Consider the following 20,039-nt stretch of genomic DNA (forward strand, 5'->3'; position numbering starts at 1 on the left):
CTGAACCCTGAACCCTGAACCCTGAACCCTGAACCCTGAACCCTGAACCCTGAACCCTGAACCCTGAACCCTCCTGTTCCTCCTCTTTGAACCCTTTCTCTCATGTCTTCCAAAGTTGCGTTAATCACTGGCATCACCGGTCAAGATGGCTCGTACCTCGCAGAGTTGCTGCTTGAAAAGGGCTACACCGTGCACGGCGTCGTGCGCCGCTCGAGCACCTTCAATACCGACCGTATCGACCACATCTATCGCGACCCTCACGAAGCCGGCACGCGGATGTTTCTGCATTATGGGGATCTCACCGACGGTCAAAACCTGACGAATCTGGTGCTCGATGTGCAACCTGACGAGATCTACAATCTCGGTGCTCAGTCGCACGTGCGGGTCTCGTTTGATGCGCCCGCCTACACCGTCCAAACCACTGGTGTGGGCGCACTGAACGTGCTCGAAGCCGCCCGGCAGCTCAATAAATCCAAGCCGACACGGGTGTACCAGGCCAGCAGTAGTGAGATGTTTGGCGACGTCGTCGAGACACCCCAGACAGAAACGACCCCCTTCAGCCCGCAGAGCCCGTACGCGTGTGCCAAGGTCTACGCGTTTCACCAGACCGTGAATTACCGTAAGTCATACGATTTATTCGCCAGCAACGGGATTCTGTTCAATCATGAGTCGCCACGCCGGGGCGAAACCTTCGTGACTCGTAAGATCACACGTGCGGCAACGCGGATCAAACTCGGCCTGCAAGATAAACTGTTTCTTGGCAACCTCGACGCCAAGCGGGACTGGGGCTACGCCAAAGATTACGTCGACGGCATGTGGCGGATGCTCCAGCACGATGAACCCGACGATTTTGTCCTCGCCACGGGCGAAACCCAGACCATTCGCACCTTCCTCGACTATGCCTTCGAATCGCTCGATTTGGATTGGCAGAAACACGTCGAGATCGACCCACGCTACTTCCGCCCCGCCGAAGTCGATTTGTTGCTCGGAGATTATTCCAAAGCCAAGGCGAAGCTGGGGTGGGAACCGACGACGAGCTGCCGTCAACTCGCCGAGTTGATGATCCAGAGTGATATGGAGCTCGCCAAGCAGGAAGCAGCCAAGTAGCCAAAAAAACGAGTCGTCCCGCCGAAACTCGGGGGGCATTTCGATCGTACTGAACCAGCAATCTAGTTGGATCGTAACGATGTTCGCCAGGACGTGGGTTCCGCTGTCCGGCGACGGTTAGCCACGTCTGGCGACGGTAGCCACCTTGGGCTCGGTACGCTTTATTGCCTCGCGGTCGCATCTTTTGATCCATTTCCGAACTTCGCGTCCCCGCAGCATTTTATGATTGAAACCATCAAGCATATCGACCAAACGATTGGGATCATTATTCGGTCGAGCTTTCAGAAGGAAGGTATCGAGTTCTTCACGCCGGATATGTTTTCGCAGCAGCTCGGTTATATGAATCGACCGGCTGGCTACACGATCGAACCCCATGTTCATAATCCGGTAGAGCGAGCCGTTGTGTGGACGCAAGAAGTCTTGTTCATCAAATCAGGCAAGGTTCGCGTCGACTTTTTCACCGATGGACGCCACTATCTCGAAAGCCGCGTGGTCACCACCGGCGATGTGCTCTTGTTGGCGGCCGGTGGACATGGTTTTGAAATGCTCGAGCCTACTGAGATGATTGAAGTCAAACAGGGACCCTACTGCGGTGACCAGGACAAGACGCGATTCGAGCCCATCGCCGCCGACAAGATCAAACTCAATGGCTGAGCTTTTCGATAATTACAGCCGCTATTACGATCTGCTCTACCAGGATAAGGATTACCAGGGCGAAGCGGATTACGTCGGTGAGCTACTGCGGCGGTTTCACCCCGCGGCAAAGTCGCTTCTCGAACTGGGCTCGGGGACGGGCCGCCATGCCGAATTGCTGGCGGCCAGCGGTTTGCAGGTGACGGGCGTGGAATTGAGCCCGCGGATGTTGGAGATCGCTCGGCAACGGGCGCAGCAGATTGCCTCCGCTGGAATCCCATTGGGGTTTGCCGTTCATCAGGGGGACGCTCGGAACTTTCGCATCGACCGGCAGTTTGATGCGGTCATCTCGCTGTTTCACGTAGCCAGCTACCAAGTCAGCAACGCGGATATCCTGAACATGTTTCAGACCGCCAGCCACCATTTGGGGGCCGGCGGCTGCTTTGTGTTTGATGTCTGGTACGGGCCCGCCGTGCTTGCGCAGCAACCCGCCGTGCGAGTCAAAAGACTCGAAGATGAGTCCATTGGTGTGCTGCGGATCGCCGAGCCCACCATCGACACCTATGCCAACCGTGTCGACGTTCACTACACGATGCTCGTCACGGACAAGGCCTCCGGCACGGTCGAGCAATTTGCTGAGCATCATCCCATGCGGTATTACTTTCCGCTCGAACTCGAACTGATCGCCGAACAGTCAGGGTTGGAGATGATTCACAGCGAAGAGTGGATGACCGGCAAAGCTCCGTCGGAGCATACTTGGGGCGTGACTTTCATCGCCCGCAAAAACATTCCGAAAGGTTCCCTGTGATTCCCGTCAACACGCCTTTGCTCGACGGCAACGAACGAGATTATCTGCTTGAGTGCATCGACAGTGGATGGATCAGCAGCGAAGGGCCGTTTGTGGCGCGGTTCGAGCAAGCCTTCGCCGAGACGGTGGGGCGCAAGCACGGTATCGCGTGCGCAAACGGATCGGGGGCACTCGATATCGCTGTGGCCGCCGCAGGGATTGGTCCTGGTGACGAAGTCATCATGCCGACCTTCACGATCATCTCGCCCGCCGCGTCGGTGGTCAGGGCGGGAGGCGTCCCCGTGCTAGTCGATAGCGAACCTCGTTCCTGGAACATGGATGTTGGCCAGATCGAAGCCAGGATCACGCCGCATACCAAAGCGATCCTTGTCGTCCATCTCTACGGCCTGCCCGTCGACATGACTCCGTTATTGGAAATTGCCGAGCGTCACGGATTGATCGTGATCGAAGATGCCGCGGAGATGCACGGTCAAACCTATCGCGGTCGCCCGTGCGGTAGTTTCGGGGCGATGAGCACGTTCAGTTTCTATCCGAACAAACACGTCACCTGCGGCGAAGGCGGCATGGTCGTGACGGATGACGACGACGTCGCCGAGCATTGTCGCCGTTTGCGAAACCTCTGCTTCCAGCCTGGACGACGCTTTGTCCATGAGGAACTCGGCTGGAACTACCGGATGACCAACATGCAAGCAGCCGTCGGGCTGGCTCAGCTCGAACGCCTGGACGAGCACGTCCGTCGCAAACGAGCGATGGGCACTGCCTACCAGGATGCCCTATGCGACATCGCCGGCATCGAATTGCCGCTGGCGACGACCGACTACGCTGAGAATATCTATTGGGTATTCGGCATCGTGCTCGGCACAACCATAGCGGGGGATGCGGCGCACCTCATGCAGCAATTGGCAAACCAAGGCATCGGCACTCGCCCCTTCTTCTGGCCCGTTCACGAACAACCCGTGTTCAGCAAGCTGAACCTGTTCGCGGGCGAGTCCTATCCGGTCGCTGAGTCACTCGCCCGGCGAGGTTTCTATATCCCCAGCGGTCTGGGACTGTCGGCAAATGATCAAAGGGATGTCGCCGCGGCCCTGCATGATTGCCTTAGCCAATCCATGTAACCTGACGGCTCCGCCCGCCTGGGTTGTCAGACGCTCCCTTGCCTCCCGGCGGTCGGAGCCGTCGGTTGACAATCGGCGCCTCTCAAACCGCAAAACCCATAGATTTGGTCTGGCAGGGGTATACCTCGATGGGCTACCCATGATTTTGCCCGCGAAACCTTGCCGATAGGGTAGTCTTTGACTGTCGCGAGGGTTCTTTCGATGCTGGTTCTGCGTTTATCGCATGAATGGCGTCGGAAATGCGAGGGCGAGGGCGAGCAAAGCGAGCGAGCTTGTTTGGCTCTCTGAGCCGGAAGCGTCGACGCATCGATTGCCGGTGTGAGCGATGGCAGGGTACGAAATTCGGTAGCGAATGTCACCCAAGTGGACGAAGTCTGCGCGAATCGAACGCCGTCTGCCCCTCGTTAAATTCCGTGCGTTTGCCTCACGTGAAAATGATCTGTCCAAACGTCGCCGTTAACCGCGGCTCATCTATTTGAATATTTTGGCAACTGATACCTCACGAAACGAAAACCCCCAGAACCCCAGTGAACTGGCGCAGGGGGATGATGACTGGGATCTCATCATCGAACCTCATTCTTCTCTGCTATCACTGCAGTTGGGGGAAGTGTGGCGGTACCGGGATTTGCTGTACCTGTTCACTCGCCGTGACATCGTTTCGTTCTACAAGCAAACGATTCTCGGCCCGATCTGGTTTTTCATTCAGCCGATCTTCACCACGCTCGTCTACATGTTAGTGTTCGGCAAGATCGCCGGCCTTTCGACCGATGGGCTGCCTCAGATCTTGTTTTACCTTTGTGGAATCACATTCTGGAATTACTTTTCAGAGTGCTTCAACAAGACCGCGACCGTGTTCAAAGACAACGCGGCGTTGTTCGGAAAAGTCTACTTTCCGCGGATCATTTCACCGCTTTCGATCGTGATGTCGAATCTAATGCGATTTGGAATCCAGTTCGCACTCTTTATCGTCGTGATGATTTGGTATTGGTGGCGTGGAGAGATCCAGCCCAATTCGGTCGCGTTACTGTTTCCACTGACCGTCTTCTCAATGGCGATGATGGGCCTTGGTTTTGGGATGCTATTTTCGGCCATGACAACCAAATACCGGGACATGGTGTTTTTGCTTCAGTTTGGCGTCCAGCTACTGATGTACGCCACCCCGGTGATCTACCCCGCGTCGCAGATGCCTGCCAGCGTCGCGAAATATCTTGCCTGGAACCCGCTCTCACCACTCTTCGAGGCAACCCGCTACGGGTTTTTAGGTGCGGGGAACTTCACGATTTCAGGAGTGGCCTACTCTGTGGTTTTTTCCGTCATCCTATTTTTGTGTTCGACTGCCGTGTTTAATCGAGTCGAGCGAACGTTCATGGACACCGTATGACTGCACTAACTGGCTTCGTCTGAGTTGTCAGTGAAAGTCGTCAGTTGGCAGCAAACCTCGCGTATCGGTCCTCTGTCCCTCCTTCCCTATTCCTGCCAACTGCTAGCTTAAAACTGCCCACTCGCATTCTCATTACCGGTATCTGCGGTTTCGTTGGCTCGACGCTCGCGAAAGCGATCATGTCTTCGGGGATCGCCCGCGAGATTGTTGGGATGGATAACTTCAGTCGTGCCGGTAGCGAAATAAATCGCCGTCCGCTGGCCGATTTAGGCATTCGAGTCGTTCACGGTGACATTCGAATTGCCAGCGATGTGGAATCACTGCCAGCGGTCGACTGGGTCATCGACGCGGCTGCGAACCCCAGTGTCCTGGCGGGAATCGATGGCAAAACCAGCAGCCGGCAATTGATCGAACACAACCTCGCCGGCACAATCAATTTGCTCGAATACTGCAAACAACACGGGGCCGGATTCAACTTGCTGTCGACCAGCCGAGTCTATTCGATTCCTGGACTTGCCGAATTGTCGATGGATGTCGTGGAGGATGCCTACGAACCGAGACTCGACCAGTCCTTCCCATTTGGCATCACGGCGGCCGGCGTCAACGAACGATACACAACGGCACCACCGGTCTCCCTGTACGGCAGCACCAAGGTCACCAGCGAGCATTTAGCATTAGAGTATGGGGAAACGTTTGGGTTCCCGGTTTGGATCAACCGTTGCGGCGTGATGGCGGGGGCAGGTCAATTCGGACACCCCGCACAAGGCATCTTCGCGTACTGGATCCACAGCTACCATGAAAAATCACCCCTGAAATACATCGGCTTCGGCGGCCAGGGGCATCAAGTCCGCGATTGCCTGCATCCCAACGATCTTGTGCCGCTCCTGAAACAGCAGTTCTCCGAACCGCTGAAAACGCACAAGTCTCGAACGGTCAACGTCAGCGGTGGAGTCGTCAATAGCCGATCACTGAAGCAGCTTTCGAACTGGTGCGACACGCACATCGGCCCACAGTCCATTGAGCAAACTCCCGAAGTGCGTCCCTTCGACATCCCTTGGATGGTCCTTGATCCGACCCAGTGCCAACAATTATGGGGCTGGCATCCCATTACCCCCGTCGAATCTGTCCTTGAAGAAATCAGCGACTTTGCTACCCAAAACCCAAATTGGTTGGCCCTTTCGTGCAGTTAGTCTCATCGTCATAAATTTACCATGAAATCCATTCTCGTCACCGGTTCCTCTGGTCTTATTGGATCCGAAGTTTGCATGCACTTCGCCGCGCAGGGTTGGAGGATCCATGGCGTTGATAACAATCAGCGTGCCGTCTTCTTCGGTCCCAGCGGAGACACCCGGTGGAATCAACAGCGACTTACCGAGGCCATTGGCGAATTTGAGCACCACGAGCTTGATATTCGTGATCGCCAGCAAGTACTCAACCTTCTGAAAACTCTCAAACCAAACGCGGTCGTTCACACCGCAGCCCAGCCGAGCCACGATCGCGCGGCCGCGATCCCATTCGACGACTTTGACACCAACGCAGTCGGCACCTTGAATTTGCTCGAAGCGGTCCGACAAGCCTGTCCGGAATCGCCTTTTGCTCATATGTCGACCAACAAAGTCTACGGCGATCGCCCCAATACCATTGCGTTGAAGGAGCTTGATTCCCGCTGGGACTACGACGATGCTGAATATGCCAGGGGCATCCCAGAGACTTTCCCTATCGACCAATCAAAGCACTCGCTCTTTGGTGCGTCCAAAGTCGCTGCCGATGTGATGGTCCAGGAATATGGTCGCTACTTTGATATGCCAACTTGCTGCCTCCGCGGCGGTTGCCTGACCGGCCCCAATCACAGCGGAGTCGAGCTGCATGGCTTCCTGAGCTATCTCGTGAAATGCAACCTCGAAGGTCGCCAATACAACGTCTTCGGTTACAAAGGCAAGCAGGTTCGCGACAACATTCACAGCGAAGACGTTGCCCGCTTCATTGCTGCATTCATCGACGCGCCTCGTGTTGCTGAGGTCTATAACATCGGTGGCGGCAAGGCTAACAGTTGTTCAATTCTCGAAGCCTTTGAAATCACCCAGTCAATCACTCAACGAGAAATGAAGCACTCCTACGTCAACGAACACAGAATTGGCGATCATATCTGCTACTACAGTGACCTGACTAAAATGCGAGCACACTACCCCGAGTGGGACATTCGCATTTCACTCGAAGACACGATCCGCCAGATTGTCGAAGCAAACCTAGCTGCATCAACCAATTAAAAACGTAAGTTGCGTTTTTGAGCGACGTGCCAAGAAAACTTTCGCAATCATACTGATCTGATTAGAAACTTGAAAGCCGAAGGGACTCTTGAGGAACTGCGTCGCATTTTTGAAATGCAGAGCGCTGCTTTGGAGACGGTTGCGTTGCGACTAGGGCATGACGCGGTGAACCTCGTTGACAAACTATTGACGCTAAAAGGGAAGCTGATCCTTACCGGGGTCGGGAAATCAGGATTGGTGGGGCAGAAGCTCGCTGCAACCTTTGCCAGCACAGGGACCAGTTCTTTTTTTATGAATGGATCCGAAGCATTGCATGGTGATCTCGGGATGGTTAGCGCTGATGATGCGGTATTGATGATTTCAAATAGCGGGGCAACACCTGAGTTAGTGCGACTGATTCCATCGCTTCGGCACATCGGCGTGCCGATCTACGCCATTTTTGGAAATGTATCAACCGTTCTTGCAAAAGAATGCGATATCGTGCTGGATGCTAGCGTTGCCGAGGAGGCCTGTTATTTGGGTCTTGCCCCCACGTGCAGCAGTACGGTTTCGTTGGTGCTAGGCGATGCGATTGCGTGTACGCTGATGCGGCAACGTGGATTTACGTCAGATGACTTCGCAGTCAATCACCCCGGCGGTACCATTGGACGTCGTTTATTACTACGCGCAAAAGATATAATGCACCTTGGGCATGCGATTCCGACAGTGCTGCCTGACGCCAAGTTGCGTGATGCGGCTATCGAGATGACGCGTTCCCCATTGGGAGCAGTCTGTGTTTGCAACGCTCAGGGGCAGTTACTTGGGCTTTTGACCGATGGCGATTTTCGTCGACAGCTAATCGTATCGGATGACCTGACTGTTTCCGTTGAGTACTGCATGACCGCAGATCCTACTTGTGCCAGCCCCGAAGACACGCTCGATCGATTGATCAGGCTTATGGAAGACCCGATGCATCAAGTTTATAGTTTGCCCATAGTGGATGACAGCCAGCGATTGGTTGGATTTGTGCGGATGCATGACGTATTGTCTGGTGATCAATAACGATCGTGACGAAAGCAATCTTCCTAAACGACACCAGCGGCACCAGCAATCCGGGTTGCCAGGGGACAGTGGCCTGTCTGCTGCAACTACTGGCCCAAAGGGGCGTTGACATCGTATCGCGGTCTCCGGTTGGTTACGGATATCACGAGTTCTGGCATTGCGACGTGCCCATTCCCAGGTTGGGATTGGCACACCGAATCGTGCGGCGTATCGCCGGCGTTGGCTCGATCTCACGACCAATGGAAACTGCTGCACCCGAGCTTTGTTCGCGACTTTGGAATCAGGCGATTGACCAATTTGCGTCACGCGTCGAGCCGATTTGGGCCGACGCGGATCAGCTGATTGTCAACGGCGAAGGCACTATCCACCACGATACGATCGGTGCCCGTAATTTGATTGGGTTGTGCGTTGTTGGAAAAAAACTAGGTAAACGCGTTTCGATTTTGAACTGCTCGATAAATGCCTTGGGTGACACCTTGCTGGCGGCTATTCGTGACTCTGTCGACCAGATAATCGTCCGTGAACCGATTTCGCAACGGTATCTCGATGATCAAGGCATCAAGGCATCGCTAGCCGCCGATTGTCTTTTTTTGGCACGGAAGCGATTGGAAGCGGAGAATAGTATACCCAAGGCCTTTACGGATTGGTTCGTAAATGGCGATGAAATTGCCATCTACACACCGGGAGTACTGAGCGGAACCGGACAGGTTGCGGATTCGCTGGTCGGCAGAGATGTCAAGCAATTGATCAATTCCGGGTACTCCGTGCTCTATTATGTGGTGGAGGCTGAGGACGAAGAACTGGCGTCTGCAGCCAAGCGAGCTGGCGCGGCAATCATTCCACTGGGTGCCCTGAACTGGTTGGAGGTTATCTCGTTGATGAATTCGGTATCGCTTGTCGTTTCGGGACGATATCACATCAACATCTTCGCATCGATCTGCAGCGTCCCGTTTGTTCCAATGCGAACCAATACTTCGAAAATGGAGGGCTTGTTGGAGTTGGTTGGCTGTCCGGACCGACCGCTACGTGACTTCAGTTCCGGTATCGACACATTGGATTTAGAGCATGCGATCGTGGTGCCGATCCACGTTGTTCAGCGGATTATCGATCAGTTTCAAGCGACTTCGGTTCAATACGGAATTCCTGTTTAAGTGATTCGCCTAGCAACGACTGAGAATCAGGCGCGGTACCATCACTATCGAGCGGTCGCTGAGAAGTTTGATTTTCAAGATGAGCTCGCGCCACCGTTCGACGAGTCGCTCCAAGGCGTCGATGGCTTGATTGTCAGCTGCGACCAGCATTCTCCGAGCAGACTGGCAATCGCTGCTTGCAAAGCGCGAGGCGTTCCAACGTTTCATATCCTCGATGGAGTGATCGATTGGCGCACAACCTTTAAAAATCCAGCGTTCGATATTGATTCTGGTGAGGCTCCACTCTTCCAGCCGCTGCTATCTGATTATGTGTTCGCGATGGGGGACTTGCAGAAACGCCAGCTCGCTTGGCTGGGAAATGAGAATGTGTACGCGACCGGATTCCCGCGACTCGATGAGCTGCAGGTGCGGCCTTGTCGTTCGGAGCCTGTTGAGCATCAACCCCGGTTGCTCATTGCAACCGCAAGCACACCCTGGGTCACGGCGGAGCAGCAGCACGTCGTGACTTCGCAGTTTCGTGGTTTGATGAGAGGACTCGATGGATCCATTCCCCGAATCGAGCCGACTTGGCGGATTGCAAACGCGTTAGGGGAGACGCTCGGTTTGAATGTCAACGCGAAGGGGACAGCTTCTCAAGCTTTGGACGACGCCGATGCAGTGATTACCACCCCTTCAACATTTGCGGTTGAATCGGTACTGAAAGGCGTTCCAACGCTAATCTTTGATCCCTTTGCTCTTCCAGTTCTCACTCCATCTGCTTGGCATGCGACACATTGGGAATCTGTATTGTTGCAGTTGCCAAGTTTGATCGCCCCGTCTCCCAGCCAGGCTCAGTACCAGGATTGGCTGGCACAAACGTCGTATCGTGCCGATGGCCACGCAGCCAGTCGCATTGTCGAGGCGATCAACTATGTGATCAACGGACAGCCCCTGACTGGAAATGATACGAATCCAACCCAAAGCCCACCGACCTTTGAAGTCTTCAAAGGCAAGAAGTTCACACCCGAGCAAGTCGCCGCGTTGGAAGCGTCGATAGGCAAATTTGATCGAACGATCGACGAACTTCATCGGCAGTTGAAGGTTTTAGACGATCATCGGGATCGACCTACAGCACGCTACGCGTTTGGGACGCTCGTTCGATATGGCAAGCGATGGCTTACTTCATCAAAGACGAGATAGCTATGTTGACAAAGCTAAAGTCGATTGTCCGGAGCAGGATCTCTGCTGCTGGGTACTCCCTGTCGAAAGATTCGGCGGAAGCGTTTCCAGGATTGGTTGGCCTTCCTCGGTATCAATCATGCCTCGTCCGCCTGGAAGGTCAGGATTTCAAAGTCGCCGATGCCCTGTCATTTCGGCACAGTTACAAAGAAATATTTGAACAACGTATTTACGAATTCAGGACGACCAAGACGAACCCGCGAATCGTCGACTGTGGATCGAACTATGGAACCAGCGTTGTCTATTTCAAGACACGATACCCTGGTGCTGTGATCACCGCAGTCGAATGCGACCCCGAGATTCACAAGCTATTGATGTGGAATCTTGGTCAACGAAAGTACGACAACGTCGATGTGTTGAACAAAGCCGTATCGACGTCAGTTCAACCGGTCACGTTCTCGCGAGAAGGCGCTGATGCGGGACGCGTTGGTAAAGTTAAGGGAAGCCAAGAAGTGTTGCAGATCGAAACGATCTCGCTGGATTCTCTTATCGGCGAGCCTGTGGATTTTCTAAAGATGGACATTGAAGGGGAAGAGGCGAGCGTCCTGTGCGACAGTGATTTACAGCACGTGTCGGCCATGTTTATTGAGTATCATTCGTTCAAGGATCGACCGCAATCGCTCAGTTCGCTTCTGGCGAAGTTGACTGATTCTGGCTTTCGTTACTACATTCAGACTCAGTTCTGTAGTTTGCGACCACTGATGGAAAAGCAAGACTACCTGGGCATGGATCTTCAGCTGAACCTTTTTGCGACACGGGATTGATTCGTGATGCGTGTCACACATGTTTCTTCTGCTCCGGTTACCGGCGGTGCTGCTCGGGCGGGCCTTCGATTGCACGAAGGATTGCTCGCCGAAGGCGACGTAGAATCCACTTGGTTGGACGCGAGCAACTCGCCATCAATCGTTAAATTTCTGCCGGCACTATCTAGGCGTTCTCCCACAGAGCGAATTCGTCGTAGGCTTTGGCCAACACTTTTTGAAAAACTGCCCTCATCATCTGACACGCCGTTTAGCGATCCTGATGGCTGGGCGACGATTGAAATGTTTTGTGATTCGGTCCCTGATGTTTGGAATCTGCATTGGGTGTCCTGGTTTATGAACTGGGAAACCATCTTGCCTTGGATGGCCCAACAAGCACCGATTGTGTGGACGCTGCATGATTTGAATCCGCTTCGCGGGATATGGCACTATGAACCAACGGGCGTTGAGCTACGCGAACCCTGGTTGTCGATGGAACATCAAGCCATCCAGCAGAAACGTCGCGTTCTTTCTGCGATACCTGAAAACCGCATCACGTTCGTGGGGCCATCACGCTGGATGGCGGACGAGGTTGCTCGCAGTGAAGTAACGTCAGGATTCTCGGCTGAATGCATTCCCTACGGCATCGATACCGAAGTGTTTTATCCGTCCAATCGGCAAACGCTCCGAGACATTTGTGACGTCACCGACGAATCGTTGGTGATTGGATTCCTTGCAGATTCCATCAATGATCGTCGAAAGGGAATGTCCCAGCTAGCCCAGGCCATCACGCAAGTGAAACAATCGCTTGCAATCCACGTCGTGACAGTGGGGAGAGGTGAGATCGAATTACGAGGTGATTGTGTACACACACACCTCGGTCCACTTCGAAGTGATCGCTTGTTGCGAAACTTCTACTCCGGTTGCGATCTGTTTGTCTGTCCTTCGCTGCAAGATAACCTACCCTGCACAGTATTGGAATCTTTGGCATGCGGAACGCCGGTTCTAGCGTTCAGTGTCGGCGGTCTTCCCGATATGGTTCGCGAGGGAGTTTCCGGTATGGCAGTTTCACCCGTTGGTGATCCAAAAGCGTTGGCTGATGCGATGCTTCGGCTGCTTAAGGATCGAAACAGTCTGAGAGAAATGCAAGGCAGTTCTCGACGACTTGCGAAAGCTGAATTCAGCTTATCGATCCAAGCCAAACGCTATCGTGTCATGTACGCCAACCAATGCGGGTCAAGCTAGGTGACAGACATCGGTAACTCCAACAACCACAGCGATCCGCTCGCTCGGATGATTGATGGTTTTTCCTATCGGCCAGATATTGACGGCCTGCGCGCGGTTGCAGTCGTCGCTGTGGTTCTATTCCACGCCGGGATCGGCTTTCCCGGCGGTTATGTTGGCGTGGACGTGTTCTTTGTGATCTCTGGTTTCCTGATCACGTCGTTGATCATTAAAGATTTAGAACGAGGCGTTTTCTCGTTGGTGAGTTTTTGGGAACGCCGGGTGCGGCGAATTTGGCCGCCGTTAGTCGCCGTCGTTGCTGCCTCGCTCGTGGCCGGATGGTTTCTATTGCTTCCCGATGACTTTGCTGAATTGGGGCGTTCAAGTATTTGGCAAACATTCTTAAGTGCGAATGTCTATTTCTGGCAGGACAGTGGCTACTTTGCTGGCGCCGCCGAGCAGAAGCCGTTGCTGCACACATGGTCCTTGGCCGTGGAGGAACAGTTCTACTTGGTGCTCCCGTTGGCATTGATGGCAATCACTTGGTCAGGAAGGCTTACACGCAAGGCATTGACCGGCGTATTCGGTTTCGTTGTCGTTGGCGGCCTCGTGGTCAGTGGATACGGAGCGTTTTATCATCCTTCAGCAACATTCTTTTTGTTGCCAACACGGGCTTGGGAGCTTGCGCTCGGCTCATTGCTCGCTGTCATGCCGCCCACGCCAGTGTTGCATTCCCGCACAAGAGACATTGTGAGTGTCGTGGGTGTCTTGGGAATACTGATTCCTTGTTTTGCATACGGGCGAACAACCGTTTTTCCCGGACTGGCTGCCGCGCCGCCCTGCTTTGGGGCAGCGGCTTTGATTTGGGTGAATCAAAACGTGGATTCGCTACCCGCGGGCCGGGTTGCGTCCCTTCTTTCGTTGCCATCGGTTGTCTTTGTCGGGCTCATCTCCTACTCGCTCTACTTATGGCACTGGCCAATCCTTGCCTTCACCCACTACTGGAGCTTTGGCGAGCTGGATCTGCTAACCCGCCTGACGTGCGTGGCAGCATCGTTGGCGATGGCGATCATTTCGTTCTACTTGGTAGAAGGCCCGGCTCGCAGTAAACAGGTGTTGGCAGCACGTGGGCCACTGTTTGCGGCAGCCTTGGCCAGCAGTGTCTTGGTGTTGGGAGCGTCCTATGCCATCAACACAAGCAAGGGGTTTCCCGATCGCCTGCCAGATCAGGCGCAGGCCGTACTGGCGAAAGCCTATGAACGCACAGTGAACCGTCGAAACATGCAGGTCACGGGAGCGTCAATGCATCCAACATCGATCCAGGACATCGAAGCTGGGACATTGCCGACACTCGGTGACGACCAGGCACATCCCAACTTTATCCTCTGGGGCGATAGCCATGCCAAAGTCGCAATGCCAGCTTTTGATGCATTTGCGCGACAGCAGGGGATTTCGGGGCGAGCTGCGATCCTGTATTCCACTGCTCCGTTTGTCGACTTCGATTCTGGATTGGCCACCGGAGAGCCCAATGTCGTCGAGTATTCAGGACGATTGTTGCAGATGATTCGCGAGCAGAAAGTAAAAGACGTTTATCTGAGCGCCTATTGGAGCTTGTACGTAAGGACAATGGGCACGGAAAAGTTCTGTGAGGTCTTTCGCGAAACGGTGGATCAAATCATAGCGACCGGTGCGACAGTCTGGATTTTGCTAGACGTGCCTACGCACGAAGTTGATGTGCCAAAAGCGATGGTTGGCACGTACATGTTGCCATTTATGAAATGGCGAGTTGAAGGCTGTACATTAGAAGAGCATCGCAACAAGAACCAAATTATGTTTGAGCTAAGAGAGCAGAATCTCGCTGCGAAGTTCATTGACCCAGCTGCATCGCTGATGGACGAATCGACGGGGCGCTACGACGTGGTGCGAGATGGCACGCCCTTATATTATGATGACAATCACCTGACCGAAGAGGGCTCATTGCACGTGATTGAACCGGCGCTGTTCTCTGCGTCGGCATCAGTTCAATTGGAGCATAAGCCATGAATGGACACGACCAACCAGGATCCATCACTGTATATTCTGCTGAATCGTCATTGCGAGACCCGGCGAGGTTTCTTCGTGAATTGATGGCGGATACTTTGGCGTCGGGCGAACTCGCGATGGCGTTGGCGCGACGCGACATCAGCAGCTTGTACCGTCAGAGCTTGCTGGGCTATTTGTGGGCATTCTTGCCACCCCTGGGGACCACTGCCGTGTTTTTGTTTTTGCGGGCCGGTGGTGCCTTTTCAACCGGTTCATCCGGAATTGCGTATCCCGTTTTCGTGCTTGTCGGGACGTTGCTATGGCAGGTTTTTGTGGACAGCGTCAACGGGCCGCTGAAAGCAGTCAACAATGCCCGAGCGATGTTGACCAAAATCCGCTTTCCACGTGAGGCTTTGATTTTGTCGGGGTTGTTGGTGACGCTGTTTAACTTTGTCGTCCGATTGATTATTCTCGTTCCCGCGTTGTGTTGGTTTGCCTGGAGTGGTGACTACGAATTCACGCCATCGGCTCTCTTTCTGTTTCCTTTGGGTGTGTTCGGGATCATGTTGCTGGGTTATGCCATCGGCATCCTGATTACTCCTGCTGGAATGTTCTACAGTGATGTGTCGATGGCGTTGCAAACGATCATGATGTTTTGGATGCTGGTGTCGCCAGTCGTATTTGCGCGTCCCAGTCAAGGACGCGTGGCCCAGGTGATGAATTTGAATCCGGTGACGCACGTCCTCGAGTTCACTCGCAACGGCTTGGTGGGCCTCCCGTGCGACTGGCTCGCTTTTCTCTTCATCTCAATACTTAGTGTGTTGGGACTGTTTGTTGGTGTTGCGATCTACCGAGTTGCTCTTCCCCATACAATCGCTCGGATGGGGATGTAGGTGAGTAGCGTTACTCGAGATTACTGTCTCTCCAGGAACTGCACATGGTGTATAGCGTGAACGATCATGCCACCCACGATCCACCGACGGTCGCGGTTGATCAAGTCAGTAAACGATTTTGTCGCGGCTTGAAACGTTCGTTGTTGTACGGCGTACAAGATACGATCTGCGATTTAAGCGGGAGGAGTTTAGCGACGATTGGACTTCGCAAGGATGAGTTTTGGGCGAATCACGACGTCTCATTCGACGTGAATCGAGGTGAGTGCGTTGGATTGATTGGCCACAACGGGGCTGGCAAGACCACTGTCCTGAAAATGCTCAACGGGTTGATCAAACCCGATGGTGGAAGTATCACGCTGCGAGGGCGCGTCGGAGCGCTGATCGCGTTGGGCGCCGGGTTCAATCCGGTCTTGAGCGGCCGTGAAAACATATTTATCAACGGCGCGGTGTTGGGGTTGTCGCGACGCGAAATCTCTTCGCAATTAGACGAGATTATTGATTTCGCCGAAATTCGCGAGTTCATTGACGCACCTGTTCGATCGTATAGCTCGGGAATGCAAGTCCGCTTGGGCTTTGCAGTCGCAACTGCAATGAAGCCAGATATCTTGTTGATCGATGAGGTGCTGGCCGTGGGCGATCTGGACTTTCGAATGAAATGCATCTCACGGATTACGGAGCTGGTTCGTTCTGATACTGCCGTCGTGTTGGTATCTCACTCTATGACCGATATTCAGCGTGTTTGCAATCGAACGATTGTGATGGACCACGGTGTAGTTGCGTTCGATGGCGACGCTAGCAAAGGTATCGCAATTTACGAGTCAATTGGCCAGAGCAATCAATCCTTGACTCGACAAGAGGATGGCATTGACTCGAGGCGTTTGGTTCATTTAGATGGATTGCAAGTGGATGTAAATGGCACGCGGGCTTGCGACTTAGCCGGCATCTCCGCGGAAACTGGAGACGAACTCCGATTTCACTTGCGTTTCCGGTCCCATCGTTCGGGCCGTGGAGTTCGCGTGCGACTGTATTTTGATTCGAAAAAAGCGGGGATAATTGCGTCCCTCTCTTCTGTGACTGCGTGCGGCGAAATCGAGTTTGCCAATGGACTTAATCAAGTCGTATTGACGATTCCACGATTGCCGTTTCATGTGGGTGCCTACTCGATTGGAGTCAGTGTCCACTCAGGGGAATGCGATGTCCAGGTTCCCCAAACCGTAGTAGCGATGTTGCATGTCGTCGGGCCGCCAATCAAGATGGCGGCGCATGGCGATGCTGGATTGATCGAATTGGCGTCGCGTTGGTCGCTGTCATCCGCTGGCGAATTAAGCTCACAGAATTGAGATATCGTCCCGAAATCGATGGTCTGCGCGCAATCGCGGTTCTTTCTGTCGTGTTCTATCATGCTGGGCTGGGATGCCAGGGCGGGTTTGTTGGGGTTGACGTTTTCTTTGTCATTTCAGGCTATTTGATCTCCGGAATCATCATAAGGGATCTCAGAGCCGAGCAGTTTTCACTGGGAAACTTTTGGGAGCGACGAGTTCGTCGCATCTTTCCAGCTCTTTTTGTGTGTGTTTCAGTCACACTTGTGGCAGCATATTTTCTGCAGTTGCCCAAGCATCTTATCGCAACGAGCAAAGCGGCTTTTGCTCAGACGTTGTTCTCCTCGAATATCTACTTTTGGCGAACAACAAACTATTTTGATGGCGGCAATGAAGACAAGCCGCTGCTACACACTTGGTCTCTTTCGGTCGAGGAACAGTTTTACGTAGTTGTACCGTTGGCACTAATCTTACTGTTCAGATTCCGATTGCTACGCAGAACCCGGGGCCTAGTTGCCGTTGCTGGGCTTGCCGCCCTCGCTAGTTTCACGCTTTCGGTTTGGGGCGTGATTCATCAGCCTTATGCAACATTCTTTCTGTTGCCCACACGAGCATGGGAGTTGTTATGTGGCTCAATGGTAGCGTTGTTAGCGGCGCAAACATCGCCCATGCATGCATGGGGGCGGGAAACAGTCTCCGTATTGTCATTAGCCGCAATCATCGCTCCGGTCATTTGGTATGACGATAGCACACCGTTTCCAGGGGGTGCAGCGACTGCGCCTTGCTTGGGGACTGCTTTCTTGATCTGGGCGAATTCCCCGAGGATTGAATCAAAATCTTTCAAGATATCTGTCACCGGTCGTATACTCTCGACTCGAATCTTGAGGTTTTTTGGGCTGATTTCATACTCACTGTACCTCTGGCATTGGCCAGTAATATCACTGTCTTCGTATTGGCAAATCGCAGCGTTCTCCACTGTCGAAAAGTGGTCTCTTGTGATCGTCTCGTTTGTGCTGGCTGTTGCATCATGGTGGGCAGTAGAGACACCGTTTCGTAAGAAACGCATTTGCAGTAGCAGGAAGCAGGTGTTCGGCGCAACGCTACTGGCGACGCTTGTACTTTGTGTTTTCTCAATGACCCTTGTTGCGACAGAGGGTGCGCCTGGTCGAATTCCTGATAAGGCAAAGCAAATATTGCGAATGTCGGAAAAGGACGAAGCTCAGCGTTCTCGGTATAAGCATCTGATGCGAAACGTTGATGCGGAGCAGGACAACTGGAGCGAACATCTTCCTGTTCTGGGTTCGCCGAACACAGCAAGAGTCGATTTTATTGTGCTTGGTGATAGTCATGCTCAGTTTGCGCTGCCTACGTTTGACGCGATTGGCAAAGAATACGGTGTCTCAGGTGTTGCTGTTACTCACCAGGGCACGCCGCCTATTCTCGAGTGGCCATATCGATACAAGCATGCATCATCCGATCCGGAGGTGCTTTGGGAGGAGTCGCTCGAGTTCGTAGCTGAGCACGATGTCAAAATGACATTCTTGATTGCCTACTGGGGTAGTTATGAAAGAGAGATTGGTGATGCTGAGAAGCTCGCACTTGCGCTAGAGAAGACTGTGAGAAGGTTTGAGGAAGCAGGATCAGATGTCTATTTGATCGCGGATGTCCCGACCTATGAATTTGATGTGCTCCGCTGGCACGTTCGCGAACAGCTGTTCCCTTTTCTCCAAGGCAGCTTCACATCCATGCGAGTTCAAGACCATCGTAGAATGAATAAGGCGGTCTATCGACTGATGGAGCGATCCCTAACCGTATTTGATCCGTCAACTCAATTTCTGGACAAATCGGGAGAACGATATCGGGTTTCCGTGGGCGGGGTTCCACTGTATCTCGACAGTAATCATCTTACACAAGATGGCATTAAGCTTGCGTTAGAGGCGATGATTGTCGACGTATTTGTCGCCGTAGCTCAAGATCAATCCTCTGAGTAAGATAATGCTGATGCAAACTTTTCTGACCTGTATATTCGAAATCAAGAGATGAGCCTTCGATGATCAAGCAAATGTTGCGGGACGGGATATCAAAAATTCTTGCACGTGTTATGGCGCGTTTTGCATACGATCCAAGGTACTTTGAGCTTTGGCAGTCAAATGGATTTCACGTTGTTCCTGTGAGCTTCTATAGCGCAATTCCGGACACGTCTGATCTTGGTCACGCCTGGGGTTCCCAGGAATCAAGGATGTCGGGCATCGAATTCAACGAAGAGGGGCAGCTCGAGCTTCTTGCTGAAGTTGTTGAGGGTTTTCGAGACGAATACGAAGAGATCAAAGATCTGACGTCTGACGATACGCCGCGATTTCAGTTCGGTAACACGAGTTTTGAGTCCGTCGATGCGGAGATGCTCTATTGTATGGTTCGGAAGTTTAGGCCCAAGCGATTTGTGGAAATTGGCTCCGGATACTCGACGCTGATCGCTGCCCGTGCGATGGCAAAGAATAAGTCTGAGGGAGCCGGTGGTGTGTTGACAGCAATTGAGCCATATCCGCCAAGTTTTCTGAACAAATCACTGGAGTATCCAGTTGACCTAAGGGTGGAAAAGGTCCAGGAGGTGCCGCTCGAGTTCTTCAAGACCCTTCAGGCAGGAGATGTCCTGTTTATCGACTCATCGCATGTGTGTAAAGCAGGAAGCGACGTTCACTACGAGTTTTTAGAGGTGCTTCCCGAGCTCGCAGTGGGAGTGCAGGTTCATGTGCATGATGTTTTTCTTCCACTCGACTATCCACACTCATGGGTTATCGACCATCATCGTTTTTGGAATGAGCAGTACTTGCTGCAGGCTTTGCTAATCGAAAGCCGGGGATTTCAGGTGCGCTGGGGGGGATCATGGATGCATCGGACTCATCCCAAGCAGTTGGCTGAGGCCTTTTCTACTTACGACCCGCAGAGTGTACACCCAGCAAGTTTTTGGATGGAACGTGTTTCTCGTTAGATTGCCTGTCGATACCTGCTCGGTGGGTCTTGAGCAAGAAGGTAGCTTCATAGGAGGGCGTTTGTGAGTGAGGTTCGAGTAAGACCGAGAATCCTTATTGCGTCACATACGATTCCGTCTCAGACAATGGG

Annotated in this window: 17 protein-coding genes; all 17 read left to right on the plus strand. The window is 53.2% G+C overall.

All coding sequences use genetic code 11. The features are described from left to right. The first annotated feature begins 102 nt into the window (after positions 1-102). The 17 genes from gmd to SH410x_RS03415 all read left to right on the plus strand — a co-directional run bounded on the left by gmd (position 103) and on the right by SH410x_RS03415 (position 19,908). Positions 103-1,107, plus strand: a complete 1,005-nt coding sequence (gene gmd / locus SH410x_RS03335) for a GDP-mannose 4,6-dehydratase (protein WP_473674601.1) — start codon at positions 103-105, stop codon at positions 1,105-1,107. Positions 1,108-1,173: 66 nt separating this feature from the next. Continuing rightward, positions 1,174-1,761, plus strand: coding sequence for a cupin domain-containing protein (locus SH410x_RS03340; protein WP_473674603.1), 588 nt, complete (start codon positions 1,174-1,176; stop codon positions 1,759-1,761). Beyond that, entirely contained in the window at positions 1,754-2,548 is a 795-nt protein-coding gene (locus tag SH410x_RS03345; RefSeq protein WP_473674605.1) for a class I SAM-dependent DNA methyltransferase, read from the plus strand. The genes SH410x_RS03340 and SH410x_RS03345 overlap by 8 nt, the downstream gene beginning before the upstream one ends. Beyond that, a complete protein-coding gene (locus SH410x_RS03350) occupies positions 2,545-3,663 on the plus strand; it encodes a DegT/DnrJ/EryC1/StrS family aminotransferase (protein ID WP_473674607.1) in 1,119 nt (372 codons plus the stop codon). Before SH410x_RS03345 ends, SH410x_RS03350 begins: the two co-directional genes overlap by 4 nt. A 475-nt stretch (positions 3,664-4,138) precedes the next feature. Further along, positions 4,139-5,044 carry an ABC transporter permease gene (locus SH410x_RS03355; RefSeq protein WP_473674609.1) on the plus strand — a complete coding sequence of 302 codons (906 nt, stop codon included), beginning with the start codon at positions 4,139-4,141 and terminating at the stop codon, positions 5,042-5,044. Between the two features lie 131 nt (positions 5,045-5,175). Then, entirely contained in the window at positions 5,176-6,234 is a 1,059-nt protein-coding gene (locus tag SH410x_RS03360; RefSeq protein ID WP_473677233.1) for an NAD-dependent epimerase/dehydratase family protein, read from the plus strand. 21 nt (positions 6,235-6,255) lie between these two features. Beyond that, a complete protein-coding gene (locus SH410x_RS03365; protein ID WP_473674611.1) occupies positions 6,256-7,311 on the plus strand; it encodes an NAD-dependent epimerase/dehydratase family protein in 1,056 nt (351 codons plus the stop codon). Positions 7,312-7,380: 69 nt separating this feature from the next. Further along, complete coding sequence (locus tag SH410x_RS03370; RefSeq protein ID WP_473674612.1) at positions 7,381-8,352, plus strand: KpsF/GutQ family sugar-phosphate isomerase; 972 nt, start codon at positions 7,381-7,383, stop codon at positions 8,350-8,352. Between the two features lie 5 nt (positions 8,353-8,357). Then, positions 8,358-9,503, plus strand: coding sequence for a polysaccharide pyruvyl transferase family protein (locus SH410x_RS03375; RefSeq protein ID WP_473674614.1), 1,146 nt, complete (start codon positions 8,358-8,360; stop codon positions 9,501-9,503). Next, positions 9,504-10,682 carry a hypothetical protein gene (locus SH410x_RS03380; RefSeq protein WP_473674615.1) on the plus strand — a complete coding sequence of 393 codons (1,179 nt, stop codon included), beginning with the start codon at positions 9,504-9,506 and terminating at the stop codon, positions 10,680-10,682. Positions 10,683-10,684: 2 nt separating this feature from the next. Next, positions 10,685-11,485: an FkbM family methyltransferase gene (locus SH410x_RS03385; protein ID WP_473674617.1), complete on the plus strand. Its 801-nt coding sequence runs from the start codon at positions 10,685-10,687 to the stop codon at positions 11,483-11,485. A gap of 6 nt (positions 11,486-11,491) precedes the next feature. Beyond that, the gene (locus SH410x_RS03390; protein WP_473674619.1) at positions 11,492-12,706 is read left to right on the plus strand and encodes a glycosyltransferase; all 1,215 of its coding nucleotides are present in this window, start codon (positions 11,492-11,494) and stop codon (positions 12,704-12,706) included. Further along, on the plus strand, positions 12,707-14,728 hold the full coding sequence (locus SH410x_RS03395) for an acyltransferase family protein (protein WP_473674621.1): 2,022 nt from the start codon (positions 12,707-12,709) through the stop codon (positions 14,726-14,728). Further along, entirely contained in the window at positions 14,725-15,600 is an 876-nt protein-coding gene (locus SH410x_RS03400) for an ABC transporter permease (RefSeq protein WP_473674623.1), read from the plus strand. The genes SH410x_RS03395 and SH410x_RS03400 overlap by 4 nt, the downstream gene beginning before the upstream one ends. Before the next feature lie 44 nt (positions 15,601-15,644). After that, positions 15,645-16,940 (plus strand): ABC transporter ATP-binding protein, encoded by a 1,296-nt coding sequence (locus tag SH410x_RS03405; protein ID WP_473674625.1) that lies wholly within the window; start codon positions 15,645-15,647, stop codon positions 16,938-16,940. Beyond that, positions 16,937-18,910, plus strand: coding sequence for an acyltransferase family protein (locus SH410x_RS03410; protein WP_473674627.1), 1,974 nt, complete (start codon positions 16,937-16,939; stop codon positions 18,908-18,910). The genes SH410x_RS03405 and SH410x_RS03410 overlap by 4 nt, the downstream gene beginning before the upstream one ends. A gap of 59 nt (positions 18,911-18,969) precedes the next feature. Then, the gene (locus SH410x_RS03415) at positions 18,970-19,908 is read left to right on the plus strand and encodes a class I SAM-dependent methyltransferase (protein WP_473674629.1); all 939 of its coding nucleotides are present in this window, start codon (positions 18,970-18,972) and stop codon (positions 19,906-19,908) included. Positions 19,909-20,039: the final 131 nt, after the last annotated feature.

This window comes from Rhodopirellula sp. SH410 (genome assembly GCF_055811895.1).